This window comes from Campylobacter ureolyticus ACS-301-V-Sch3b (assembly GCF_000413435.1).
GTDB classification, from domain to species: domain Bacteria; phylum Campylobacterota; class Campylobacteria; order Campylobacterales; family Campylobacteraceae; genus Campylobacter_B; species Campylobacter_B ureolyticus_A.
Map to the genome: position 1 here is coordinate 119475 of NZ_KE340328.1, position 25463 is coordinate 144937.

The 25463-nt window shown below is 29.7% G+C and carries 19 protein-coding genes; 1 reads left to right on the forward strand and 18 read right to left on the reverse strand.

Translation table 11 applies throughout. The features are described from left to right. The first annotated feature begins 104 nt into the window (after positions 1-104). Positions 105-1412 carry a phosphomethylpyrimidine synthase ThiC gene (gene thiC, locus HMPREF9309_RS07885; RefSeq protein ID WP_016647414.1) on the forward strand — a complete coding sequence of 436 codons (1308 nt, stop codon included), beginning with the start codon at positions 105-107 and terminating at the stop codon, positions 1410-1412. An 86-nt stretch (positions 1413-1498) separates the two neighbouring features. On the opposite strand, the gene HMPREF9309_RS07890 is transcribed toward thiC, so the two are convergent. From HMPREF9309_RS07890 to pbpC, 18 genes are all read right to left on the reverse strand, one after another. Beyond that, positions 1499-3637 carry an AAA family ATPase gene (locus tag HMPREF9309_RS07890; protein WP_016647415.1) on the reverse strand — a complete coding sequence of 713 codons (2139 nt, stop codon included), beginning with the start codon at positions 3635-3637 and terminating at the stop codon, positions 1499-1501. Between the two features lie 19 nt (positions 3638-3656). Next, a complete protein-coding gene (locus HMPREF9309_RS07895) occupies positions 3657-3989 on the reverse strand; it encodes an ATP-dependent Clp protease adaptor ClpS (RefSeq protein WP_016647416.1) in 333 nt (110 codons plus the stop codon). Next, positions 3949-4575, reverse strand: a complete 627-nt coding sequence (locus HMPREF9309_RS07900) for a thioredoxin domain-containing protein (RefSeq protein WP_016647417.1) — start codon at positions 4573-4575, stop codon at positions 3949-3951. Before HMPREF9309_RS07900 ends, HMPREF9309_RS07895 begins: the two co-directional genes overlap by 41 nt. A 13-nt stretch (positions 4576-4588) precedes the next feature. Then, positions 4589-5053, reverse strand: coding sequence for an SsrA-binding protein SmpB (gene smpB, locus HMPREF9309_RS07905; RefSeq protein ID WP_016647418.1), 465 nt, complete (start codon positions 5051-5053; stop codon positions 4589-4591). After that, positions 5050-5820 (reverse strand): 4-(cytidine 5'-diphospho)-2-C-methyl-D-erythritol kinase, encoded by a 771-nt coding sequence (locus HMPREF9309_RS07910; RefSeq protein WP_016647419.1) that lies wholly within the window; start codon positions 5818-5820, stop codon positions 5050-5052. Before HMPREF9309_RS07910 ends, smpB begins: the two co-directional genes overlap by 4 nt. Further along, positions 5817-6635 (reverse strand): tRNA pseudouridine(55) synthase TruB, encoded by an 819-nt coding sequence (gene truB, locus HMPREF9309_RS07915; RefSeq protein ID WP_016647420.1) that lies wholly within the window; start codon positions 6633-6635, stop codon positions 5817-5819. The genes HMPREF9309_RS07910 and truB overlap by 4 nt, the downstream gene beginning before the upstream one ends. Next, a complete protein-coding gene (locus HMPREF9309_RS07920) occupies positions 6632-8689 on the reverse strand; it encodes an ATP-dependent helicase (RefSeq protein ID WP_081634536.1) in 2058 nt (685 codons plus the stop codon). Before HMPREF9309_RS07920 ends, truB begins: the two co-directional genes overlap by 4 nt. Positions 8690-8750: 61 nt before the next feature. Continuing rightward, positions 8751-9161 (reverse strand): hypothetical protein, encoded by a 411-nt coding sequence (locus HMPREF9309_RS07925; RefSeq protein WP_016647422.1) that lies wholly within the window; start codon positions 9159-9161, stop codon positions 8751-8753. Then, the gene (locus tag HMPREF9309_RS07930) at positions 9158-10864 is read right to left on the reverse strand and encodes a M3 family oligoendopeptidase (protein WP_016647423.1); all 1707 of its coding nucleotides are present in this window, start codon (positions 10862-10864) and stop codon (positions 9158-9160) included. Before HMPREF9309_RS07930 ends, HMPREF9309_RS07925 begins: the two co-directional genes overlap by 4 nt. A 118-nt stretch (positions 10865-10982) precedes the next feature. Then, positions 10983-12230, reverse strand: a complete 1248-nt coding sequence (gene sstT, locus HMPREF9309_RS07935; protein WP_016647424.1) for a serine/threonine transporter SstT — start codon at positions 12228-12230, stop codon at positions 10983-10985. Positions 12231-12453: 223 nt separating this feature from the next. Then, a complete protein-coding gene (locus tag HMPREF9309_RS07940; RefSeq protein ID WP_016647425.1) occupies positions 12454-13278 on the reverse strand; it encodes a methionine ABC transporter permease in 825 nt (274 codons plus the stop codon). Continuing rightward, positions 13275-14234, reverse strand: coding sequence for a methionine ABC transporter ATP-binding protein (locus tag HMPREF9309_RS07945; RefSeq protein WP_016647426.1), 960 nt, complete (start codon positions 14232-14234; stop codon positions 13275-13277). The genes HMPREF9309_RS07940 and HMPREF9309_RS07945 overlap by 4 nt, the downstream gene beginning before the upstream one ends. Before the next feature lie 4 nt (positions 14235-14238). After that, on the reverse strand, positions 14239-14382 hold the full coding sequence (locus HMPREF9309_RS09065; protein ID WP_016647427.1) for a hypothetical protein: 144 nt from the start codon (positions 14380-14382) through the stop codon (positions 14239-14241). An 82-nt stretch (positions 14383-14464) separates the two neighbouring features. Continuing rightward, on the reverse strand, positions 14465-15085 hold the full coding sequence (locus HMPREF9309_RS07950) for a tetratricopeptide repeat protein (RefSeq protein ID WP_016647428.1): 621 nt from the start codon (positions 15083-15085) through the stop codon (positions 14465-14467). Between the two features lie 39 nt (positions 15086-15124). Further along, positions 15125-15493 carry a DMT family protein gene (locus tag HMPREF9309_RS07955; RefSeq protein ID WP_016647429.1) on the reverse strand — a complete coding sequence of 123 codons (369 nt, stop codon included), beginning with the start codon at positions 15491-15493 and terminating at the stop codon, positions 15125-15127. Position 15494: 1 nt separating this feature from the next. Further along, positions 15495-18110 (reverse strand): valine--tRNA ligase, encoded by a 2616-nt coding sequence (locus HMPREF9309_RS07960; protein ID WP_016647430.1) that lies wholly within the window; start codon positions 18108-18110, stop codon positions 15495-15497. A gap of 61 nt (positions 18111-18171) precedes the next feature. Continuing rightward, the gene (locus tag HMPREF9309_RS07965) at positions 18172-23268 is read right to left on the reverse strand and encodes an alpha-2-macroglobulin family protein (RefSeq protein ID WP_016647431.1); all 5097 of its coding nucleotides are present in this window, start codon (positions 23266-23268) and stop codon (positions 18172-18174) included. Next, complete coding sequence (gene pbpC / locus HMPREF9309_RS07970) at positions 23269-25419, reverse strand: penicillin-binding protein 1C (RefSeq protein ID WP_016647432.1); 2151 nt, start codon at positions 25417-25419, stop codon at positions 23269-23271. Positions 25420-25463: the final 44 nt, after the last annotated feature.

Genomic DNA, 25463 nt, shown 5'->3' on the forward strand with positions numbered 1-25463 from the left:
CATTTTTTAAAATCTTACTACTAAAAAAATAAATTTTTACTTCATTTATTAGAATTTATAAGGTACAATTTGTATTTTATATTTTAATATAATTAAGGATAAATATGAGTAAAACTCAGCTATATTATGCTAAGCAAGGCGTTATCACAGAAGCTATGAAATTTGTAGCCAAAAAAGAAAATCTTAGTGAAGAGATTATTAGAAACGAAATTGAAAAAGGACATCTTATAATACCTGCAAATATTAATCATACAAATTTACAACCTATGGGTATAGGAAGTGCTTTAAAGTGCAAGGTTAATGCTAATATAGGCTCATCAGGTTTAAATAGTAGCATAGATGAAGAAATAGAAAAATTAAATATATCTATTAAATATGGTGCAGATACTGTTATGGATCTTTCAACTGGTGGAGATTTAAACGCAATAAGAAAAGCCATTATCAATGCCTCGAGTGTTCCTATTGGCACTGTTCCAATATATCAAATGGTTCATGATATAAAAGATATAAAAATGCTTGATAAAAATACAATACTCCAGACATTAAAAACACAAGCAGAGCAGGGCGTTAGTTATTTTACAATTCATTGTGGGTTTAAGTTAGAATTTATGCCATTAGTTGCAAAGAGAAAAATGGGTATAGTAAGTAGAGGTGGTAGTTTAACAGCTTCTTGGATGATGCATCACCATAAGCAAAATCCTTTTTATGAATTATTTGATGAGATATGCGAAATTTGTGCTAAATATGATGTATCTTTATCACTAGGAGATGGTTTAAGACCAGGATGTCTTTATGACGCAACTGATGAAGCTCAAATAAGCGAGCTTAAGGCTTTAGGCGAGTTAGCAAAAAGAGCTTATGATAATGATGTTCAAGTCATGATAGAAGGACCAGGACATATTCCTTTAAACGAAATAGAAAAAAATGTAAAATTACAGCAGAAGTTTTGCAATAATGCGCCTTTTTACGTACTTGGACCTTTGGTTACTGACATAGGTGCTGGATATGATCACATAACAAGCGCCATTGGAGGAGCTTTAGCAGCTTATCATGGTGTAAGTATGCTTTGTTACGTAACACCTAAAGAGCATCTTGGACTCCCAAATGCTAATGATGTAAGAGAGGGGCTTATAGCTCATAAAATAGCAGCTCATGCAGCTGATATAGCAAGATCTAGAATTGGAGCTATTGATAGAGACCATGCCATGAGTGATGCAAGATATAATTTTGATTGGAATAAGCAGTTTGAATTAGCACTAGATCCTAAAAGAGCAAGGGAGTATCATGATGAGAGCTTGCCAGAAGAAAGTTTTAAAAATGCTCATTTTTGCTCAATGTGTGGACCAAAATTTTGTGCTTATAAAATAAGCAAAGAAGTAGCAGCTAAAAGTTGTGAATATTTTAAAGAGTAATTTAGTCTAATTTTAGTGATATAAAATTTTAAAGATTAATTTTTATATTTTTTAAGGCTGATAAAATTTTATCAGCTTTTTAATATTTAGTCTAAAAATTCAAACTCAAGTTCATTATTTACTGCATCAACTTTAACAATTCCGCCATTTTTAAGTTTGCCAAATAAAACTTCTTTGCTTATTTCATCACTTATTTTAGAAGTTATTACTCTTTTTAAGTTTCTTGCACCAAATTCTGGACTATATGAGATATTTATTAAAAACTCTTTTGCCTCTTTTGATAAATCTATCTTAACATTTTTAAGTTTTTCTTCTAGTTCTTTAACTACTTTATCTACGATTTTTAGTAAAATTTCATTATTTAAGACATTAAAATTTATAACTTCATCTATTCTATTTCTAAACTCAGGCGAAAAGAAATCTTTTATCGCGGCATTTATTTTATAGCTTTCATCTTTGGTAAAGCCCATTTGAGGGGCTTCTTTTGTTCCTAAATTCGAAGTCATTATAATAATTGTATTTTTAAAGTCAGTTTTTTCGCCACTATTATCACTTAAAACTGCATTATCAAAAATTTGTAAAAATATATTCAATAAACTTTGATTTGCTTTTTCTACTTCATCAATTAAAATTACACTATAAGGATGTTTTTTAATGCTATTTGTAAGAAGTCCACCCTCTTCAAAACCAACATATCCAGGAGGGGAGCCAATAAGTTTTGAAACACTGTGAGATTCCATATATTCGCTCATATCAAATCTTTGAAAATTTACACCTAAATTTAGAGCAAGCTCTTTTGCTAGTTCACTTTTTCCAACACCACTACTTCCTGTAAATAAAAATACTCCTATTGGACTGTTTTCATTTTTAAGCCCAGCGTAAGATCTAAAAAGAGCATTGCAAAGTGAATTTATAGCTTCATCTTGTCCAAAAATTCTAGTTTTTAGTTTTTCTTTTAAATTTTTCAAAACTTCTGTATTATCTTCGCTTTTTACGATATTACTTATATTTGCGTTTTTAGAAAGCGTTTCTATAATATCATCTTTTGTAACTTCATAATCTTTTTTTTCAAGTAGTGAAAATTTAGCTCCAACTTCATCTATTAAATCAATTGCACTATCAGGTAAAAATTTATCATTTTGGTATTTTTTTACTAAATTTATAGCTGTTTTTATAATCTCATCACTAAATTTAACATTGTGATGAGCCTCATATTTACTTTTTAAGCCTTGCAAAATTTTAAAAGTATCATCAACTGATGGTTCATCGATATCGATTTTTGCAAAGCGTCTAAGAAGGGCTTTATCTTTACTAAAATTTCTAAATTCGCTATAAGTTGTAGCTCCAATGCATGAAATTTCACCCTTTGAAAGAAGTGGTTTTAAGATATTTGCCATATCAAGACTGCTATTTCCTGCATCACCAGTTCCAATAATAGTGTGAATTTCATCTATGAATAAAATAGCATATTTATCTTTTTTTAGCTCATCCATAATATTTTTTAGACGCTCTTCAAAATCCCCTCTATATTTTGTTCCAGCTACCAAGTCAGCACTATTTAAGGCATAAATTGTTTTGTTTTTAAGCTTATTTGGAACTTCACCATTTGCTATTTTTAAAGCAATCCCTTCTACAATAGCAGTTTTTCCAACTCCAGCTTCGCCGACTAATATTGGATTATTTTTTTTTCTTCTACAAAGAGTTTGCATAGTTTGGGTTATCTCTTTTTGGCGTCCTATTAAAGGATCGATTTTTCCATTTTTGGCAAGCTCGTTTAAATTAGATGTATATAACGCAAGTAAATTTTCTTTTTTATCATCCTTGGGTTCATTTTCTAAATTTTCATTAAAATTAAAAATATTATGATAGTTTAAAACCTTAGCACAATCACCTTCTTTATCTTCTAGAAGTGTTTTGAAAAACTGCATAGCATCAAAATTAATATTTGAGTTGTTTGCTTTATTTAGTATAATTTCAAGTGAGTAGCTAAGAGTTGGTGCTAGGTTTGAGCTAACTTTTGGGTTTGCTTTTGTTATAACTTCTATATGTTTTATTAAATCATTTAAATTTGTATTTTTGCACTCATTTTTGATGAAATTTCTAAGTCCTTCATCATATTTTAAAATTATATATAAAAGGTGCATTGTTGTTATGTATTCGTGTGAATTACTTTTTGCATAATCACTTGCTTTTTGCAAATAGTATGTAAAAGTATAATCTATCATTTTTCTCTCTTTTTATTTATTATCTTTTTTCTTTTACTGTGCATTTTAGTGGGAAATTTGCCACTTTTGATGCCATTAAAACTTCATTTTGTTTTGTTAGGGCAATTTCTTTTGTGTATGTTCCACAAACTGCAAGTCCTTGGTTGTGAATTTTAAGCATCAAATTCACTGCCTCATCTGTGGTTTTATTAAAAATTTGCACGATGATATCAACTACAAAATCCATTGTTGTTTTATCATCATTGTGTAAAATCACATCATATAAAGTTGGAAAAAATAGCTCTTTTTTATCTTTTGTTTCTACAACTTCATTAGTTTTTACTTCTTGCATTGTTAATTCTTTCAAAATCATCTTTTAAAACACTTGTGCTTATTGCACCATTGTAGTAGTATTCACCTGCTGGATTGTTGAAATTTGATAGCTTTTCAAGCTCTCCATTTTGGTTATACATAACTTTAAATGGCACTGTTAGGCTTCTTTGATAGTTTAAATCAGATAAAATTTGATTAATTATTTCTTCATTTGGGTTTTTATCGGAATTTGCTATAAAATAATATGCATTATATTTTTTAGCAAAATTTTCCATTATATATTCATCACTTACTTCTTCAAAATGAATTAGTCCAATCATCATAAAGTCATCTTTGTTATTTAGTTGAAAATCCATTAAATGTGGAGCTTCTGTTTGGCAAGGCTTACAAAATGTTCCAAATATATCTATCATCAAAAGTTTATTTTCACCATCAAGCTTAAAACCTTTTTGAGTTCTTACAATGGTTACTTCTTTTCCTAAAATATTTTTTAAAGTTATTTTTTCACCAACTTTAAAATGGCTTTTATCTTGGGATATTGAGATATTTTCTTGTTTTTGTTCTTTTTCATTTGAACAACCAAATATTAAAAATGCTGCCAGTAGTGTTAATAAATACTTTTTCATAATTTTTCCTTTTTTAAATTTTACCTTTTTTAAAATTTGCCATTGCCATTTTTGCCTCTTTATCGGCAGTTTTTCTTTTTAAGGTTTCTCTTTTATCATGCAAAGTTTTTCCTTTTGCAATAGCAATTTGAGCTTTTATTATATTTTTATTATTTAAATAAAGCAATAACGCAACTATTGTAAGCCCATCTTTTGTTACCATACCAAGAAGTTTATCAATTTGATATCTATGCATCAAAAGTTTTCTAGGGGCTTTTTCATCTGGTTTATAGTATGGATTTGTCGTATTTAAATGGCTAATATGCGCATTTAGTAAAAAAAGCTCACCTTTTATAATTCTTACAAAGCTATCTTTAAGGTTTGCTCTGCCAGCTCTTAAAGCTTTTACTTCGCTGCCTTTAAGCACAACACCAGCTTCAAATTTTTCTAAAATTTCATAGTCAAAAAAAGCTTTTTTATTTTTTGCTAATACTTTCAAATTTTCCCTTTTATTTTAAAATAACTGCTCCCACTCCCACTAAAAAACTCATTTTCTTTTAACTTAAAATTTGGGTTTATAGCTTGAAATGGAGCTAAAAGATCGTTTAGTTCATAATTTTTATATTTTTTTAAAATCTCTTTTGTTGAAAGAGTTTTTAATTTTTTGGCTAAATTTAAATCAATATTATCTATAAAATCACTTCTAAATTTAGCATAAATTTCAGGTGTTGAGGCAAAAATACTTGGTGTAAATACTTCTAAATTTGGAATATCATCATTAAAATTTTCTACTATTTCGCCAACGCCACTTACATTTGCACTTTCAAACTCAGTTATAAAAAAAGCCACATCGCTTCCAATGTTTTTTGAAATTTCGATTAACTCTTTTTTTGAAAAGTTTAAATTTAGAGTTTGATTTGTTAAATTTAAAAATGCCGCAGCATTTGAGCTGCCGCCCCCAAGTCCTGCACCCATCGGAATATTTTTTTCTAAAATCATCTTATGAGTTTTAAAAAAATCAGAAATTTTATCTTTAAATTTTGTTTTTAAAAGCTCTTTAAAAGCTTTATTTATAATATTTTCTCCATTAATTTTAATATTTGATATTATATTTAAATCTTCGCCGCTGTGTTGAAACTCTGACTTTTCAAAGTAAATTTTATCAAAAAGACTTTTATATAAGATAAAGCGCGATGAAATTTCGTGATAATTTCCTCTTGTTCCAGTTATCTTTAAAAAAATATTAAGTTTTGCATAACTTTTCAAATTTTTATCCTATTCCAAAGATATTTTACTTGGTTATTTTCTATTTGTACAATGGAGTAGAATTCGCCTAAATTTAGCAAATACTCACCATCATTTAAAAATTTAAAATTTTTAAAATTTAGCTTTTTACCTAAAATCACATCGTCTAAATCGCCTAAATAAAAGTTTTCTTTCAAATTTAAATATTCAAATGGATTTAAAAACTCTTCATCTTCATATTTAAATTTTCCTTCACTTACTCTATTTAAAGCACTTAGAGTGATATCGCATCCAAGTTTTTTACTAAAAAGCTCGGCATAGCTTCTTATATAAGCTCCTTCGCTAACACTTAAAAGAATGGTTAAAAAAGGGTGTGAATAATTTATTATTTTAGACTCATAAATATTCATTTTACACTCTTTAAGTTCAAACTCTTCATCATTTCTAGCCATCTCATAGGCTCTTTTTCCATTAATCTTTTTAGCTGAAAACTTAGGCGGAGTATAAGTTAATTCTCCTTGTAAATTTTTTACTATTCTGTCAATAGTTGATTTATCAAATAAAGAGATATTTTTAATACTTTGTATATTTTCATTATCCAAACTTTTACTTTTTGCTCCAAGCCAAAGTGTTGCTTTATAAATTTTTGGAGTCTTATCTAAAAATCTAAAAAATTTTGTATAATCACCAAAGGCAATTATCAAACTTCCACTTGCAAATGGATCAAGTGTGCCTGAAAAACCTGCTTTTTTAACGCCGTATTTTCTTTTTAATCTGCTAAGAAAAAAATTTGATGAAATTCCTATTGGCTTATTTGCAACAAATAAAGCATTCATACTACTTTTTCCACAAAACTCGATATTATATCTCTGTGAATTCCGCCAAAATTTATACTAAGTTTGAGTTCATTTTTATATTCACCAACATTTGTAACGCGACCAATTCCAAAAAGTTTATGTTTTACTAAATCGCCTTTTTTAAAACTAGTACTTTTTTCAAATACTAGTGCACTTTCACAAAGTCCAGCCTCACTTAAAAACCTACTTTTATCAAGATTTTGTCTTTTTCCTTTATAAAACCTTGAGTTAGAATAGCTTAAAGTCAGTGTTTTTTTAGCTCTTGTAATTGCTACATAAGCAAGTCTTCTTTCTTCTTCGATATCAGTGTGATCTCCAATTAAAGGGAAAAATCCCTCTTCCATACCTATTACAAAAAGATGGTTAAACTCTAAGCCTTTGCTTGCGTGAACGCTCATTATACTAATGCCATCTTCACTTATGTTATCTTGCTCGCTTTGAAGACTTAGTTCGTTTAAAAACTCTTCTAGGTCAAAATTTGGTTCATTTACAAGTGCATCTTTAAGCATTGCTAAAAACTCATCGATATTGGCTATTTTATCATCACCTTCTGGGAGTTCTTTGTAAAATTCTTTAAGTTTAAAAGTTTCATCAAGGGAGTTAATAATATCATAAAAATTATCTTTTTCTTTTAGCTCTAAAATATCTTCATATAATTGTGTAAGCATTAATTGTGATTTTTTACCTAGATTTGAAGTATTATTTAAAGTTTCAAATAGTGATAAATTTTGATCTTTTGCAATATTTTCAAGCTTTGTAAGAGAAGCTGCACCAACGCCTCTTTTTGGGCGATTTATAATCCTTCTTAGTGAAAAATCATCATTTGGATTTAAAATAAGTCTTATATAGCTTATCATATCTTTTATCTCAGCTCTTTCATAGAACTTTATTCCACCAACCATTTTATAAGGAATTCTTGCTTTTGTTAAGCCATCTTCCAAAGCTCTTGATAAAGCATTTACTCTATATAAAACTGCGATATTTTTAAGCTCTTCGCCACTATTTATAAGTTTTTTTATAGCATTTGAAATTTTATTTGTTTCGTAGTTTTCATCTTCGCTTTCCATTAAAGTTACTTCTTCGCCTTTTTCTTTTGTTCCGATTAATTTTTTACCAAGGCGGTTTTGATTGCAGTCAATTAAGTTATTTGCTGTATTTAGTATATTTTGAGTAGAGCGATAGTTGTTTTCAAGTTTTATTAAAGTAACATTTTTAAACTGGTCTTTGAAATTTAAAATATTTTCAACTCTTGCACCACGCCAGCCATAAATGCTTTGATCATCATCTCCTACAACGCATAAATTTTCATGCATTAAACAAAGTTTTTCTAAAAGTTTAAATTGTAATTCGTTTGTATCTTGATACTCATCGACCATTATATATTTATATTTTTGTGAAATTTCTTCACAAAGTTCTTTGTTTTTAGCTAAAATTTTATATGGAAGTCCAAGCAAATCATCAAAATCAACTAAATTTTCATTTTTTAATGTATCTTCATATTCTTTATAAACTTTTGCAACTTTTTGATAAAACCCACTTTCTTTTTTAGCGTAATCATTTATTAATGTTGAGTTGCTTAAAGCATCATCAACGCTTACAAGAGAGTTTTTTATCTTCGAAATTTCATTTGCTAAAATTGAAGTTGATAGATCACTTTGAAATTTTTTAATGATTTTTTTCTTATCATCTGTATCAATTATGACAAAATTGTTTTTTCTTTTTAACTCACTCATGTAAAATTTCAAAAATAAAAGTCCAAATTTATGAAATGTGCAAAGCAAAGGATAAGCATCGAGCTTTGTTTGATTTATAAGATTTAAAGCTCTATTTCTCATCTCAAGAGCTGCTTTATTTGTAAAAGTAAGTGTTAAAGTAGAGTTTGCAGGAATGCCTTGAGATATAAGATATGCAAGACGAGAAGTTATAGTTTTTGTTTTTCCACTTCCAGCTCCAGCTAAAATAAGCATTGCTCCATCAACGTGTGTTGCTGCTTTTTTTTGTTCCTCGTTAAGTCCTTGTAAAATACTTTGCAATGATTCCTCCATATATAAAACCTCTATTTTATCAAAAATAACTTATAATAAGGTTTTTTATCTATTTGCTTGAAAATATTTTTTTTGATTTTGCTCTTTTATCCTCTTCGTTATCTTTTTTTTCTTGAATTGATAAATTTATAAAAATTGGCTGATTTTTTAAATTTATTTGTATTATGTCGCTCAAAGGCACACTTAGAGTTGAGGCGAAATTTTCATTTCCAAAACCAGCTTCAAATATTAAAAAACCATCTTCTAAAAATGCACTTTCTAAAGTATAATTACCAAGTTCAAACATTATTAAATTTGAAAAATTATCGCTTATTTCTTTTGGCAATTCTGGGTTAAATTTAACATTTTTTAAATTTACAACTATGTTAAATCCACGATTTCTTTCAAGCAGATATTCTAAACACTCTTTTGCATGATTTTTCATTAAATCACAAAAAACACTATCTTTTAAAATATTCATTTTAGCTCCTTAAATTTTTTTACTAATTTTTCAACTTCATTTAGTCCTATTTGCCAAAACTCTTGACTATTTATATCAAGGTTAAACATCTCAACCATTTCTTTTGGACTTTTGCTACCACCAAGAGTTAAAAATTCAGTATAAATTTCTACAAAATTTTCACATTTTTTACTTTTATAAAGTCCAAATAAAGCTAAAACTAAAAGCTGAGCGTAAGAGTAGCTGTAGCAGTAAAATGGTGTGTGGATAAAGTGTGGTATATAACTCCACCAAGATTTATAATATTCATTTAATTTTAGACTTTTTCCAAACATTTTGGCTGATTCTTCTAGCCAAATTTTATCTAATTCATCTTTGCTTAGCTCACCTTCAAAGCTATGAACTCTTCTTTCAAAAGTTGTAAAATTAATTTGCCTATAAAGTGTGGCAAAAATATCTTCAAGTTTTGAGGCAAGGAGTGAAATTTTATCATCACTTTTTTGATAAACATAGTCAAATACAAGCATTTCGCAAAATACCGATGCTGTTTCAGCTGTGGTAAGTGGTGTGCTTGAGTTAAAATATCCGACTTTATAAGCTAAATATTGATGAATTGCATGACCAAGCTCGTGAGCAAGGGTAAAAAGATCTCTTTTTTTGTTTGTAAAATTTAGCATTACAAAAGGATGAACGCTACTTACTGCTGAGTGAGAAAATGCCCCGCTAGTTTTATTTTTATCAGGATAGACATCTATCCAGTTTTCATCAAAAGCTTTTTTTGCAATTTCTCCAAATTTTGGGCTAAATTCATTAAATGCTTTTAAAACTATTTTTTTAGATTCTTCAAAAGTTATTTCTTCATCACTTCTAATTGGAGCGTATCTATCATAATCATATAGTTCTTCAAATCCTAAAATTTCACGCTTTTTTGCGTAATAATCAATAGATAAATCAAATCTTTTCTCAACTGCTTTTATTAAACTATCAACACTTTCTTTTTCAATTTGATTGTATAAATGCATCGAGCTTTCGCTAAATTTGTAGTTTCTTAGCTCTTTTTGAATGTTTAAATCGGTTTTTATCATATTATAAATATATGTCAAAAGATGAGAATTTGCATCTAAGGTTTTGCTAAGACTAAGTGCAGCATTTTTTCTTTTATTTCTATCTTCATCGCTTAAATAGCTTAGTAAAGTTTCAATTTTTATCTTTTTATCCTCAAAATCAAAATCCAAATTTGCCATTGTTTCATCAAAAAGTCTTGCAAAAGCACTGCTTCCAACAGGTGAAGTTTTAAGCAAAACCTTTTCTTCTAAAAGAGAGAGTTGATGAGCTTTTTCTTTGTTTAAAAGCTCTAAGTGATATTTGTATTTTGGTGAGGCATTTATAAATTTATCTTTTTTAGTTTTTTCTAGGTTGTTAAACTCAATTTCAAAAAACAGTAAATTTTGTGAAATTTCATTACAAATTAGCTCACTACTTGCTAGTTCTTTTCCTTTTGTGGTGTCCTTAGCAAATGCAAGATATCGGTAAGTTAGTGCTTTTGATATGTTTTCATTTATCTTTTCAAGAGTTTGTAAGGCATTTATAAATTCACTATTATCAAGTTTTTCTAAATTATCTTTATATGTTTTATTAAAAATTATGGCTTCATTTTTTATTTTATCTATAAATTCATTAAACTCATCTTCGCTACTAAAAAACTCTTTTAAATTCCAATTCATATATTTCCTTTTTTAAATTTTATATATTTTAATATAAATTTGTTTAAAAAAAAGTAATTGTAAAAAAGTGAGTTTAAAAATTTAAAATTAGTGGTCTAAACAACCACTAATTTTTTAGTTAATTTTTGGTATTATTTGTAGCTTCTGAGGCAACAGCTGTAAATAAAACATCAGTTGAGCTGTTGATTGCTGTTTCAACTGAGTCTTGGATAACACCTATTATAAATCCAACTGCTATTACTTGCATAGCAATATCATTTGGTATGTTAAACAAAGATGTTGCAAGAGGAATAAGCATAAGCGAACCACCAGCTACTCCACCACATCCGCAAGCTCCAAGAGCTGAAACAAAACAAAGTAAAAGTGCAGTTCCAAAACTAACTTCAATTCCTAAAGTAAATACTGCTGAAAGTGTTAAAATGGCAATTACCACAGCAGCTCCAGCCATGTTTACATTTGCTCCAAGAGGGATTGTTATAGAGTAAAGATCTTCATCTAAATCAAGCTTTCTACAAAGGTTTAAATTTACAGGTATGTTTGCAGCTGAGCTTCTTGTAAAAAATGCATATAAACCACTTTCTTTAAGGCAAGTAAATAAAAGTGGATAAGGGTTTTTCTTTAAAACAATTCCTGCTAGAAGTGGATTTGTTACAAAAGCAACAAAAGCCATAGCAGCAACTAAAACTATAACAAGTTTTAAATATCCCATTAAAGCTTCCCCGCCAGCAGTTGCAACGCTGTTTGCAACAAGACCCATAATACCAAAAGGAGCTAGTTGGATGATGAATTGAACTATTTTTGTGATTGCGTCTGATAAGTCTTCAAATAAGCTTTTTGTAGCAGGGCTTGCAAATTTAAGCGCTAAACCAAAGCCAATGGCCCAAGTTAAAATTCCAACATAATTTCCTGTTGCAAGAGCATTTACAGGGTTATCAACCATTTTAAATAAAAGTCCTGATAAAACTTCTACCATGCTAGTTGGAGCTGAGCTTGCATCTACAGCTGTAACATCTAAAACTAAAGTTGTTGGAAACATGAAGCTTGCTATTACTCCAATAGCTGAGGCTAAAATAGTGCTTATAAAGTACAAAACTAAAACGAATTTAAGCCCTTTTGTGTTGCTAAAATTTCTAGTTATAAATGAAGCGGCTATTAATATAAAAACTAAAATTGGTGCAACTGCTTTTAAAGCTCCTACAAACAAGCTTCCTAAAGTCCCTACAGCAGCAGCTAAGTTGTTTATAAAACCAGTATCGCTATCTTGAGCTAAAAAGCCAATTACCGCACCGATAAAAACACCGGTTAAAATTTTTAAAACTAAATTCTTATCTTTGTAGCTTTTTATAAGCTTTTGAAATGAAGACATAATTATTCCTTAAAGTTTAAAATTATAACTTTGAGAATATATCTAAATTTTGATAAAATAAGAGTTAAAATTCTATTTGAATAAAAAAATATTATATTATTTTTGAATTTTTAGTAAATTTATAACTTTTTTACACCTTTTTATAATTTTAGCAATAATATTTTAGAGATGAAATTGTTTAAACAATGCACTGTTTAAACAATTTCGTATATTAAAAAGTTTGTTATTTTTTAGTTTTTTTGTAAATATAGTTTCCAATCATTTGAAAAATCTGAACCATAACAATCAAAATTAATACTGTATAAAGCATAATATCATCATTAAATCTTTGAAATCCATATCTCAAAGCAACATCTCCAAGCCCACCTCCGCCAAGCGTTCCAGCCATCGCAGAAAAACCAATAACAACAATTATTGTTAGTGTAAGCACATTGATTAAAGATGGAATTGCTTCAACTAGCATAACTTTAAAAACAATTTGCATTTTACTTGCACCATAGCTTTTTGCAGCTTCTATTACGCCATTATCAACTTCTATTAAAGCATTTTCTATAAGCCTTGCGATAAATGGTGCAGTTCCTATAGTAAGTGGAACTATAGCAGCGTTTGTACCAATACTTGTGCCTATTATGAGTTTTACAAAAGGAAATAACACGATAATTAATATAATAAATGGAAAACTCCTAACAACATTTACTATAAAATCAAGCACAGCATAAACATATCTATTTTCCATAAGTCCATTTTTTCTAGTAATTACTAAAATTATTGCTAGAATTAACCCAAAAATAGAAGCAAAAACTGTAGCTGTTATGCTCATATAAATAGTCTGCCACGAAGCATTTAGTAAAATGCTTATCCAAATTTGATAGTTTTTATTTCCTAAAAGTTCTTTTAAATTTTGGCTTAAATTTGTAAAAATTCCTTCAAAAAATGGACTTTCTTTAAAAAATACAGTATCAATAGTTGTAAAAATAGTATCACCGACAAAAAATGGATAGATAAAAAATAATCCTAAAAATAGTAAAAATAAAATTAATTTTTTCATTCTATTATCTCCCATAAAACACCAGTTTTTTTAATAAAGTTTATAACTTTTTCTTTATCTTTTGGCTCTATATTTATAACCAAGTGTCCAAGCACAAGTTCGCTTAATTGCTCAATTTTGCCCCAAACGATGTTGAAATTTAAGTCAAGCTCACGCGCCATTTGTGTGATAACGCACTCAAAAGCAACTTCTTTTGGAAAATAAAGAGCTATGTTTATGCCATCTTGTGGAAGGACCATTTCCTCTCCCAAAAACTCACGCATATTTTTATCAGGCTTTAAAAATAGTTCGTGAATTTCGCCTTGATTTGTAATTATGCCACTATTTAAAAGAACAGCTTTGTTAGCGATACTTTTTACAACTTCCATTTCGTGAGTAACTAAAACTATAGTAATGCCAAATTCTTTATTAATACGCTTTAAAAGAGCTAAAATTTGTTTTGTTATACTTGGATCAAGTGCCGAAGTAGCCTCGTCTGAAAGTAAAATTTTTGGGTTTAGTGCTAAAGCTCTTGCAATGGCAACTCGTTGTTTTTGCCCACCAGAAAGTGCTGCTGGATAAAAATCTTTTTTATCGCTAAGTCCTACTATTTCTAAAAGTTCATCAACTCTTTTTTTAGTATAATTTCTATCATAACCCCAAAAATTTAGAGGCGTTGCAACATTTTCAAAAACAGTTTTTCTACTCATTAAGGCAAAATTTTGAAAAATCATACCGATTTCTTTTCTAAGTTCTCGTAATTTTTTGCCTTTTACATCTTTTATCTCTACACCACCAACTTTTAAGCTTCCACTTTGGTAGTCTTCAAGTCCATTTATACAGCGAAGTAGGGTGCTTTTACCAGCACCACTATGTCCAACAAGACCAAAAATTTCACCTTTTTTAATGCTAAAATTTATATCTTTTAGCACAAGTGTGCTGCCGTAACTTTTGCTTAAATTTTTAACTTCTATCATTTTTTTATTTTGTTATAAAATAGTAAATTACATAAATCCAGCTTAAAAAGCCATGTATTATTGCCCATAAAATACTTTTGTTTGCACTCCATGAAAGAGCTACTGCTATAACTGTTCCAAGACTAAAACCACCAATGATACCCTGCATAATTTCTCCTTTATTTTTTAAATATAAAATAGACTGCCAATATAAGAAAAATAAAACCTATAAAACTATCTATAAAAGATAGTTAGTAGCCTTTTTGATTTAGCTTTGCAAATGCATCACAACCTTGTTGATTGCCCAAGTCGCAAGCCTTGCCAAAATACTCCTTGGCCATGCTATAGTTCTGTCTTACACCTTTACCACTCTCATATAAAACTCCAAGACCGATACAACCTGAAGATTTTTCATTGTCGCAAGCTAACTTATAGTATTTAGAGGCTTCTGTGTAGTTTTGCTCCACACCTCGACCATAGGCATACAAAATTCCAAGACCGCTACAACCTAAATACTCTCCATTATCACAAGCTAATTTAAAGTATTTAGAGGCTTCTGTGCAGCTCTGTCTCACACCTTGACCATTATCATATAAAAATCCAAGATTGGTGCAACCTAAATACTCTCCATTATCACAAGCTAATTTATTGTATTTAAAAGCTTCTGTGTAGCTTTGTCTCACACCTTTACCATTGGCATATAAAACTCCAAGACCGCTACAACCTGAATACTCTCCATTATCACAAGCTAATTTAGAGTATTTAAAAGCTTTTTGATAATCTCCTGCTTTATAAGCTTTGTCAGCAGTTTCAAATTCATCTGCGACTAAAACAGCACAAACAAAAGATAGTAAAACTATAACTTTTTTCATCTTATACTCCTTTTTTTAAATTTGGTTATTTTAGCATTTTTATTTTTTAAATATAAAATAGACCGCCAATATAAGAAAAATAAAACCTATTATATGATTTAATCTTAAGGTTTCATTTTTAAAAACTAGCAGTGTAAATGCCGTAAATACAACTAGCGTGATAACTTCTTGCAAGACTTTTAGCTGCCATATATTAAACGCGCCGCCATTTTCCACAAAGCCATATCTGTTTGCAGGAATTTGAAAGCAATATTCAAAAAATGCAATTCCCCAACTAAGTAAAATTATCCAAATAAGACTAAGTGAGCTAAAAGTTGGTAATTTGCTAAGTTTTAAATGGCCATACCACGCAATTGTCATAAATATATTTGATAAAATTAGCAAAATTATCGTGTAGTATGGTTTCATTTTAGTTCTTTAGGCTTCTTATCTCATTTTCAACTTTACTAAGTTGATCTTTTGCGTTTTTTAGTCCTTCGCGGTTGGTTTGCACAACTTCTGCCGGGGCATTTGCGATAAATTTTTCATTTTTAAGCATTCCCTCAAGTTTTAAAATCTCTTTTTCAAGCTTTGTTTTTTGTGCGTTAAGGCGTTTTAAGATTTCACTTAAATCAACTCCGCTTAAAGGCACAAAAACGCTTAAATTTTGACTTACATCAGCTACTGCGTCGGCTACTTTTTCATTTACAAATTTAACATCTTCGCATTTTGCAAGAAGTTTTATAAACTCAAGTTCATTTTCTAAATTTATATTTTCATTCAGCTTAATATAAGCAAGTGAAATTTTTGAATTTCCCAAATCAATAGTCGCTTTTGCGCGGCGGATCGCTACGATACTTTCTATAATAAGGCTAAATTTTGCCTCAATTTCGCTGTTTTGTTTAGTGGCTTTTGGATAGGGCATTATCATAATTGAGTCTGAGTTTTGCAAGCTTGTCCCGCTTAACTCATGCCACAAATATTCACTTAAAAAAGGCATAAAAGGATTTAGAAGTTTCATAGCCTCTTTAAAAATCGCACCAAGTTCTTTAACTGCACTTTTTTGGGCCTTGCTTAACTCAATTCCCCAGTCGCAAAACTCATCCCATAGGAATTTATAAATTTCATTTGCAGCATCGTTAAATCGGTATTCATCAAGGTTTTTTCTAGTTTCACTCACGCAGTTTTGAAAACGTGAAAACATATAAGTTCCAAGCTCTGTTTTAAGCTCTAACTCGCTTAAATTTGGAAATTTGTTCTCATTTAAAAGCAGGAATTTATGAGCGTTATAAAGCTTATTTGTAAAATTTCTAACTTGAACTAACTTTTCCTCACTTAGCCTAATATCGCGCCCTTGAATGCATAAAAGTGCCAAAGTAAAGCGCAAAATATCGGCACTATACTCATCAATTTTAACGAGTGGATCAATGACATTGCCACTACTTTTGCTCATTTTTTCGCCTGTTGCAGTTTTAACAAGAGCGTGAAGATAGATATCCTTAAATGGTAGTTTTTTTAGAGCATTTTTGCTTTGGAACATCATCCTTGCAACCCAAAAAAACAAAATATCAAAGCCAGTTATTAGCATAGTATTTGGGTAAAACTCTTTTAGGTCCTCTTCAAACCATTTTTCGTTTTTATAGTTTTCATCATTGCCCCAACCAAGTGTTGAAAATGGCCAAAGTCCGCTACTAAACCAAGTATCAAGGACATCTGGATCTTGATAGAAATTTTTACTTTTGCATTTTGGACAACACGCTGGATTTTCATCCTCATCTGCCCATTCATGACCGCACTCATTGCAGTAAAATACAGGAATTTGATGTCCCCACCAAAGCTGTCTTGAAATACACCAGTCTTTTAACTCTCTCATCCATGCGTTAAAACTATTTATCCAATGAGCTGGGAAAAACTGAGCTTCGCCGTTATTTACCGCTTTTATGGCATCAGTGGCTATTTCTTTTTTTACAAACCACTGCTTTGAAATGTATGGCTCAACGATATTTTTGCAGCGATAACAATATCCAACTTGATTGGTATAATCTTCTGTTTTTTCAACATTGCCGATTTCTTGGAGTTTTGCTACAACTTTTTGTCTTGCGTCTAGTCTTTCAAGCCCTTTAAACTCGCCGCACTCATCGTTTAATATACCTTTTTCATCAAAAATTGTAATAAACTCTAAGCCGTGGCGGTTGCCAACTTCATAGTCGTTTTGATCGTGAGCTGGAGTTACCTTTACCACGCCAGTTCCAAAGCTCATATCAACATGCTCATCGGCAATTATTGGAATTTCACGACCAATTAGTGGTAAAACTACTTTTTTGCCAATTAGTTTAGTGTATCTTTCATCGTTTGGATTTACCATAACAGCTGTGTCACCAAAGTAAGTTTCAGGACGAGTTGTGGCAACTACGACAAACTCATCACTATCTTTTAAAAAATATCTTAAGTAATATAGCTTTCCAACATGCTCTTTGTGTTCAACTTCCACATCACTTAGTGCTCCATCGTGTGTGCACCAATTTACCATATAATTTCCACGAATTATTAGACCTGAGTTATAAAGACTTACAAATGCCTTTCTAACAGCACTTTTAAGCCCATCATCCATTGTAAAACGAAGTCTTGACCAAGCAGGGGTAATGCCTAGTTTTCTCATCTGTTTTAGGATAGTGCCGCCACTTTCTTCTTTCCATTTCCAAATTTCATCAACGAATTTTTCACGTCCAAGACTCTCTTTTGTGATACCTTTTGCTAAAAGTTTTTTTTCAACAACATTTTGAGTTGCTATTCCTGCGTGATCCATACCGGGTTGATAGAGTGTTTTAAAGCCGTCCATTCTTTTGTAACGAGTCATTATATCTTGTAAGGTAAAAGTTAAAGAATGCCCGATATGAAGCACTCCTGTGACATTTGGTGGTGGCATCATAATACAGAATTTTTTTCCATTTTGGATATTTTTATTGCCATCAACTTCAAAATAGCCTCTGTTTTCACAAATTTGATAATATTTTTCTTCGATATCTTTTGGGTTGTAAAAATCCACTTCAAACTTCCTTTTCTTATAAAAATAGCTTAATATTAGCTAAATTTGGCTTAAAATTCATTTATTTAACCTTGATTTCATAAGCTTCAAGGCTATAATCATTTATCTTTTCATCATACATTGACTCAGCATTTGCTTGTGGCAGCTTGCAAGTTCCACTTAAAACTACTTTAAAAGGAGTATAAAATGTTATGCTTTCGCCGCTATAAACAGGTGGTAAAAAGTCTGTTATAGAGCCATCTTTTATCTCTTTGTGAACCATTGAGATATCATCTTTAAGTTTTTTATCTCTTATGTTTTGGATAATTCTTTCATTGACTATCTCAAGGCAAGATGGGACTTTTTGATAGACTAAGATGTCATTAAAGTTTTGATTGAGTTTAAGTGTAATTTTGGCAAATATCAAATCATTTATTTTTAAATTTGCCAAATCAACTAAGTTTCCACTACTATCTACAAATTCCCTCTTTATGTTTAAACTCTTCATCTCTAAACTATTTTTAATAGACTTTGGTTTGTAGTCATAACTAATTAGCGAATAATAGGCTTTATTACTTGACTCAATAGTTAAATTTCTATCTTTTAAGTCTATGTTTAAATTTGCATTTTGGCTAAACATATAGAGATTATCGCCATTTTTTACCTTTATTTTTAAGCTTTTGTCTTTGTCTTGTTCTTTTTCAAACTCGTTTATTGCCAAAAGAACAAAAGCTCTATCTTGGGTTGATTTAATGCTGTTTTTCAATAAAACTATCTCATTTAAAAGTTTTTGGCTTAGTTCATCATCTTTAAAATATCTTAAATTTAGATAGAGCGAAAAGCTTAAATCTCTAATTTTTGAGGCGAAATTTAGCTCTTTATTTTGCATTTTATCTATCTTAAAAGCCTTTATCTGCTCTTTTATGCTCTCTAACTCTTTGTTTAGTCCAGCATTTTTCAAAATGGCAGCTGTTAAGAAAAGCTTAAGTAAGTCATCTTTATAAAATTTATTGTCTAAGAGTAAATTTATCTTTTCATCTAAGTTGTTTTTTGAATTTTGGCTTAAAATATACAAGGCGTAAATACTACTTAAATTTGAGTTTATGCCTTTTTCTTTTAAGGATTTTAGGGCTTTGTTAAGTGAGATTTGTGGCACTTCAAAGCCATTTTCTTTTAAGAGTAAAAGCGCGTGAGTTGCATAGATACTAGAAAACTCATCTACATTTGAGTTAGCTCTCCAATACCCAAAGTCGCCATTTTCATTTTGTAAAGCCAAAAGATCTCTTATGCCCAAATTTATGAAATTTTCTCTGTCTATTTTACCTGCTTTGTTTGTTGGGTTTAAAAACATAAGTGCTAGAAGTTGTGAACTTTTTTGTTCGCTGCAGCCATATGGATAGTTTATGAGTTTATCCATCTCATCTACAAAAAGTGTTTGCAAATTTGATGAAATTTGAACTTTTACTTTATCTAATTTATCAAACATAAACTCTTTTTTGCCTTTAAGTATGCCACTTTTTACATCGGTATTTAGTGAGTTTGGCTCTAAAATTTCAAAATTTAAATTTGTAGTTTTATCATCTATTGTGATATTTATATCTCCTTTTCCTAGGCTTAAAGTCTTTATTTTTACAATAAGATCATTAAAACTATTTTGTGCAATGCTTAAGTTTTTATCATAAGAAAGCTCTAAATTTTGGCTTTTTGATAGAGTAATTTTTGGCTTTAACTCTTTGTCTGTGTTGTTAAAAATTTTAAAGACTAAATTTACTTCATCGCCATTTAAAAGATAGGCAATGAGCGGGACTTTAACTAAAATATCATCTTTTATCACTACAAAAGTGCTCTCTTCACCAATTTGATTTTCATCAATGGCAATGGCATCAAGGCGGATCTTTGTGTTGAGATTGGCTGGGATAAATTTGCTAAATTTAGCAGTGCCATTTTCATCAGCAACTGCTGTTTGCATAAAGATAAAAGTGTCGATTTTTTTATTTTCCAATGGATCTAGATATTTTTTCATAGCAGCACTTTTTAACATCTCGCCACTTCCAAATTTAAGCACTTTTCCATCATTTATAAAGTTTGTAAGCTTGTCATAAATGTCAAAATCACTTCCTAAAACTGCTAATTTTGTCTTAAAAAACTCATAGCTTTTTGGACTTTTTTGATTAAGTAGATTTAAAATTCCCTCTTCAACTCCAAATAGGGCGATTTTGGTATTTGGTTTGGCGTGGATAGTAATTTCTAAGTTTTGATTGGATTTTACTAAATTTGGAGCCAAAATTTGTGGCTTTAAGTTAAATTTGGAGCTGTTGTTTTCTATGTAAATTTGATCCCATGCTTTAAATGGCAAGAAAGTTGAAGGAGTATCGCTAAGCCTTAGAAGTTTGGCCTTTATATATCCGCCTTTAAAATCTTTTGGCACTTTAAAGCCTAAATTTGTCGTTTTGCCAGATAGTTTTACTATCTTATAATCGATTAATTTATCGCTTTCAAAGCTTACTAGCATTAAAGGATCTTTTAGGGCTGAGCTAATAGTTACGGATATATTTTCATCATCATTATAGATGAGTTTATCGGTTTTTATTGAGGCTTTGCTAAGTCTTTTTGTAGGCACTAGCTCATCACTTCCAAAGCCACTTACTTCAAAACTTACCACGCTTTTATGAGAGCTATTTAGATCCAAAACTTCAAGTTTATAGCTTCCAAAACCTGGATTTTTAATAGTTAAAAAGTTATCTTTTATATCAAAATCTTTAAGTTTACTGTCTTTTTTAAACCATGATAAAAAGCCCTTTTCATCGAGTGTGTAAATCCACTCTTCTTTGTATAGGCTAGCTTTTAAAGAGCTTTTTGTCTCATTTAGAGTTGCAGGGTCGATAGTTATAAAACTAGCTTTTAGATCTTGACTTTGATCTAGGATATTTTTCTCTAAATTTATGCCAACAATGCTTTTAAATGGATAAAACTTACTTTGTGAATATCCAGCTACATTTTTGCCACTGTCATTTAGTAAAAAAGTCGCTTTGATGTTTATAACTGAGTTTAGTGGGGCGTTAAATGTTGGCAAGATGAGAATTTTAGAGCTTGCATTTTCATCTAATAATATAGTTTTTTCATCAAAATATAAATCTTTTTCATTTAAAGAGCTATCATCAAAAGTATAATCTTTAAACTTATCATTTTTAAAGGTGCTATTTAAAAAAGAAACACTTAAATCGCCGCTTAAATTTGATGCATTTTGTCCAAAGAGATAATTTGCACTTAAATTCAAAAGTGGTTTTTCATCTTTTGTATAAAATTCTTTGCTAAATTTCACATTTGCTTTTAAATTTTGTGGGATAAAAGACTCGATAAAAAAATCTTTTCTTGCTAAGATTTTGTTTTCAAAGATAACTTCAAGCCTTTGTTTTCCGCTTGTTTTAAAGCCATTTTCTATCTTAAAATCTAAGCTTCCAAACTCATCTAATATAAAAGATTTTTCATAGATTTTAGAGTTTTGTGCGTCATAAACTCTAACTTTTATCGGTAAATTTTTAAGAGATTTAAAGTTTTCTTTAAGGATGATGATGCCTGAAATTTCGCTATTTGGTCTTACAATATCGCTTGTTAAATAGACATAAGCTTTTGGTTTTTGAGTAGACTTTAGATTTTGAAACAAAGCATCTGCACCCTTTGAGGTGCTTTCTACTGGTTCTTGAGTAGTATTTGTATTTTGAAACTCATCTAATATAAGGAAATTTCTCTCACTGTTTAAACTTGCCAAAATAGACTTTGGCTTTTTATCAATTATATTTTTTTGGCTAAACTTAAAGACACCTTTTTCATCGGTTATTCCTTTGGCAATGATTTTATTTTTATTTGAAAAAACGGTAATTTGGGCGTTTTTTACCACTTCATTGTTTGAAAGCCTATTTACAAAAACAAAAATTTCATCTTTAAAAACCTTTGCATGAAGTGCTAAATCACTATAGTAGATAAATTTATTTATACTTTTTAATCTCTCATCCTTGTCTTTGTAAAAAATTTCAAGATTGTAAATCCCATCTTTGTCAAAATCAAATTCTAAAAGAGTTTTTATCTCTTTATTTGGCTCAAAATCAAGATGAAAATTTTGACTTTTTTCATCGCTAAAGGTATTTATGCCATCATCGAAATTTAAAAAATATCTTAGATTTTCATCACTTATTTTTGTTAAAACAGTCTTTATCTCTTTTAAATTTATACTTTTTAGGGCGATTTTTCCTTTGCTTGAGATATAAGGTTTATCATCTAAAAACCAAATTTCAGGGGCAAAATCAGCTGTTTTTAGCCTAAATTTCAGATCTTTTTTTAAGGCTTTATAATTTTTCTCGCCAAAACCTTTTTTAAGAGTTATCTCATACTCGCTATTGTCCTTTAAATCGCTACTTACGATATCAAAATAACTTTTGGAGTTTTCATATCCACTATTTATGACTTTGAAATTTTGCGTATCATCACAACTTACCAAAACATTGTTTAGCCATAAATAATCATCCATATAGAGCCTAAAACCAAGCATTTTATCTGGATATGAGAGTGGCTTGATAAGAGTAGTATCAAGTTCTAAAGTTTTAGAGCTTTTAAGTTCATCATCACTTTGGCCAAAACTATTTAAAATAGCGTCATTTTCTAGGAAGCTATTTTTAGGATTTTTTACATTTTTAGAGATTTTTAAGGTATAAGAATCGCTACTTAAAACTTCTATTATTGCCTCAGATGAGCTTAAAATATGCAGTTTAAAAGGAACTATTTTTTCATCTAGGGTTATAGCTTTTATATTTTCTTTTAAATTTGTAACTTCATCATTAAAAGAGATAAAATACCTATTTTTATCCATTTTTTGAAACTTTTCTATTTGAAATTTATCGCTTTTAAAACTAATTTTTTCATCATTGTATGAGCAGTTAAAAGTAGTTGATGTTGGAAGTATTGTTTTTGAGTAAAAGGTTATAAGCTCATTACTTTCTTGATGAAAAATACCATCAATTTTTGGCTCGCAAGTTATAAAATCATCCCTAAAAACTTTACCAATTTTGGAGTTATCAAACGTTTTACTATAAAACTCAACTCTATCTTTATAAACTTTTATCTCATCTATGGCATTAGCAAAAATAAAATTTAAAACCAGTAAAAAAACAGCTACAAATCTCATCTAAAATCCTTTTATTTCTATATTTGAAGTGGATAAATTTGAATTTTCATCTAGGCAATAAATGGTATGTTTGCCACTTTTAAGCTCAACAAAATTATCACTTGCACTATCAACTTTTTTATAATCCTCATCATCAACTTTTATAAAAACACTTTTACCTAAAAAGCTCATACATTTTACACTAATTTTGCTTATATTTCCAATAATCACGGCATTGTTATAAGGAGTGGCTATGAGTGGAGATTTGTTTGTAAAAAGCTCTTTGCAAGGACTATTTAAGATCTCTTTTTCATCTATTATTTTGTTAATTAAGAGGTGATTTAACTGCTCATTTGTAAGGAGTTGGCAGATATCTTTAAGAGCAACATTTTCTATCAAAAAATCATCTTTATAGTTTTTGCACTCTTGAAATTTAAACTCATCAACACATCTTTTTTCTTTTATTATCCCGCTTGGCTCTTTTAAAAACTCCAGCTTTTCTCTTTTGTTTAAGAAGCTGTAAATTTCAAATAAAAGTTTAGCCGAACTTTGTGCGGCACTTGTATTTTTGGTTGGCAAGCCACTAAAGTTTCCAAGCCAAATTCCAATGGTATAGTTTTTATCATAGCCAACTACTAAAAGATCAACGCCGTTTGCGCTAGTGCCAGTTTTAAAGGCTATTTTTGGCATATCCAAAGTATTTTGCCAGACTGAGTTTAAGTAGCTTCTTGGTGAATTGCTTAAAATCTCACTTACTAAATAAGCGCTTTGTTTTGAAAAAAGCCTTTCATTTTTATCTATGACAAAACCAGCAAATTTAAGTGGTTTTAGCTCACCGCCATTTGCAAAAGAGGTGTAGAGATGAGTAAGATCTAAAAGACTTAAAGATAGCCCTCCAAGTGCGATTGATGAGCCATAAAAGTTTTTTTTATTTTTTACCAAATTTGCCTTTAAAAGTAGCTCATAAAGTGAGTTTTTTTCTAGCTTATCGTTTAAAAAAACAGATATTGTGTTTATAGAAAAATTAAGTGCCAAATCAGCAGGGATAACACCTAAGTAATCTTCATAAAAATTTGTAGGCCTGTATTCATTTATATAAATTTCACTATCGATTAAACGCTGTTTTGGGGTGATAAGTCCGCTATCAAAAGACAGAGCATAGATAAATGGTTTAAGCGTTGAGCCGACATTTCTTTTTGCTAAAACGCCATCATTAAAGCCGTTTTGAGCTTTTAAGTCATGACTTCCTACATAAGCAACTACTTCCATCAAATTATTGTCAATAACAACAACAGAGGCGTTGTTTATATTGTGATTTTGTAAATTTAAAATTAGATTTTTAGCACTTTTTTCTATGAAATTTTGCAAATTTAAATCCAAATTTGAGTTTTTCAAGTTGTTTTTAAAAGCTAAATTACAGTAGTGAAAGGCACTATTTTTTGCGCTAAATCTTTTGGGCGAAAAACTCTCTTTCAAAGCTCTTTTGTAGGAGTTTTCATCTATAATTTTATCTTTTAAAAGATTTTTTAAAACTCTATTTTTAAGGGTTGTTAAGTTTTTGTTTTTATCTAGGCGATTTTGGTTTGGATTTTTAGGAATTGTTGTTAAAAGTGCTATTTGAGATAGACTTAGCTCATCTAAGTTTTTATTAAAATAAAAATAACTTGCCGCTTTTATGCCTGTGATGTTTCCACCATAAGGAGCTAGATTAAAATAGAGTGTTAAAATTTCATCTTTTGTGTAGTTTAGCTCGATCTGCAGGGCTCTAAAAATTTCAATTATTTTATTTTTATAGCTTCTTTTTTTTGGCTCTATCATCCTTGCAACTTGCATTGTTATGGTTGAAGCGCCGATTTTGTTGGGGTTTGTTAGGTTGTGAAAAAATGCTCTTATGATAGAAAATGGATTTACACCAAAATGATAGTAGAAGTATCTATCTTCAAAGCTTATGATACTTTTTTTTAAAAGAGGCGGAATTTCATCTGTTTTATAAAACCAAAGACCATCATCATTTACTCTTTGAGAGACTATTTTGCCATCTTTATCATATAAAATGTAAGACTCTTTTAAAAAGAGCTCTGTTTTATCAAGTGGAAATGCCAAATTTAAGATAAAAAATAAAAAAATTGGAAAAATTATGATAAGAAGTAGGGCAACGATAAATTTTTTCATAAAATTACAAAAATTTATAATGTTTCATAAGCCCAAAATGGGCT

What these genes read in the sequence shown, in the direction of transcription:
- thiC (WP_016647414.1), top strand. Translation starts at nt 105, where the DNA reads ATGAGTAAAACTCAGCTATATTATGCTAAGCAAGGCGTTATCACAGAA.
- HMPREF9309_RS07890 (WP_016647415.1), bottom strand. Translation starts at nt 3,637, where the DNA reads ATGATAGATTATACTTTTACATACTATTTGCAAAAAGCAAGTGATTAT.
- HMPREF9309_RS07895 (WP_016647416.1), bottom strand. Translation starts at nt 3,989, where the DNA reads ATGATTTTGAAAGAATTAACAATGCAAGAAGTAAAAACTAATGAAGTT.
- HMPREF9309_RS07900 (WP_016647417.1), bottom strand. Translation starts at nt 4,575, where the DNA reads ATGAAAAAGTATTTATTAACACTACTGGCAGCATTTTTAATATTTGGT.
- truB (WP_016647420.1), bottom strand. Translation starts at nt 6,635, where the DNA reads ATGAATGCTTTATTTGTTGCAAATAAGCCAATAGGAATTTCATCAAAT.
- HMPREF9309_RS07925 (WP_016647422.1), bottom strand. Translation starts at nt 9,161, where the DNA reads ATGAATATTTTAAAAGATAGTGTTTTTTGTGATTTAATGAAAAATCAT.
- HMPREF9309_RS07930 (WP_016647423.1), bottom strand. Translation starts at nt 10,864, where the DNA reads ATGAATTGGAATTTAAAAGAGTTTTTTAGTAGCGAAGATGAGTTTAAT.
- sstT (WP_016647424.1), bottom strand. Translation starts at nt 12,230, where the DNA reads ATGTCTTCATTTCAAAAGCTTATAAAAAGCTACAAAGATAAGAATTTA.
- HMPREF9309_RS07940 (WP_016647425.1), bottom strand. Translation starts at nt 13,278, where the DNA reads ATGAAAAAATTAATTTTATTTTTACTATTTTTAGGATTATTTTTTATC.
- HMPREF9309_RS07945 (WP_016647426.1), bottom strand. Translation starts at nt 14,234, where the DNA reads ATGATAGAAGTTAAAAATTTAAGCAAAAGTTACGGCAGCACACTTGTG.
- HMPREF9309_RS09065 (WP_016647427.1), bottom strand. Translation starts at nt 14,382, where the DNA reads ATGCAGGGTATCATTGGTGGTTTTAGTCTTGGAACAGTTATAGCAGTA.
- HMPREF9309_RS07950 (WP_016647428.1), bottom strand. Translation starts at nt 15,085, where the DNA reads ATGAAAAAAGTTATAGTTTTACTATCTTTTGTTTGTGCTGTTTTAGTC.
- HMPREF9309_RS07955 (WP_016647429.1), bottom strand. Translation starts at nt 15,493, where the DNA reads ATGAAACCATACTACACGATAATTTTGCTAATTTTATCAAATATATTT.
- HMPREF9309_RS07965 (WP_016647431.1), bottom strand. Translation starts at nt 23,268, where the DNA reads ATGAGATTTGTAGCTGTTTTTTTACTGGTTTTAAATTTTATTTTTGCT.
- pbpC (WP_016647432.1), bottom strand. Translation starts at nt 25,419, where the DNA reads ATGAAAAAATTTATCGTTGCCCTACTTCTTATCATAATTTTTCCAATT.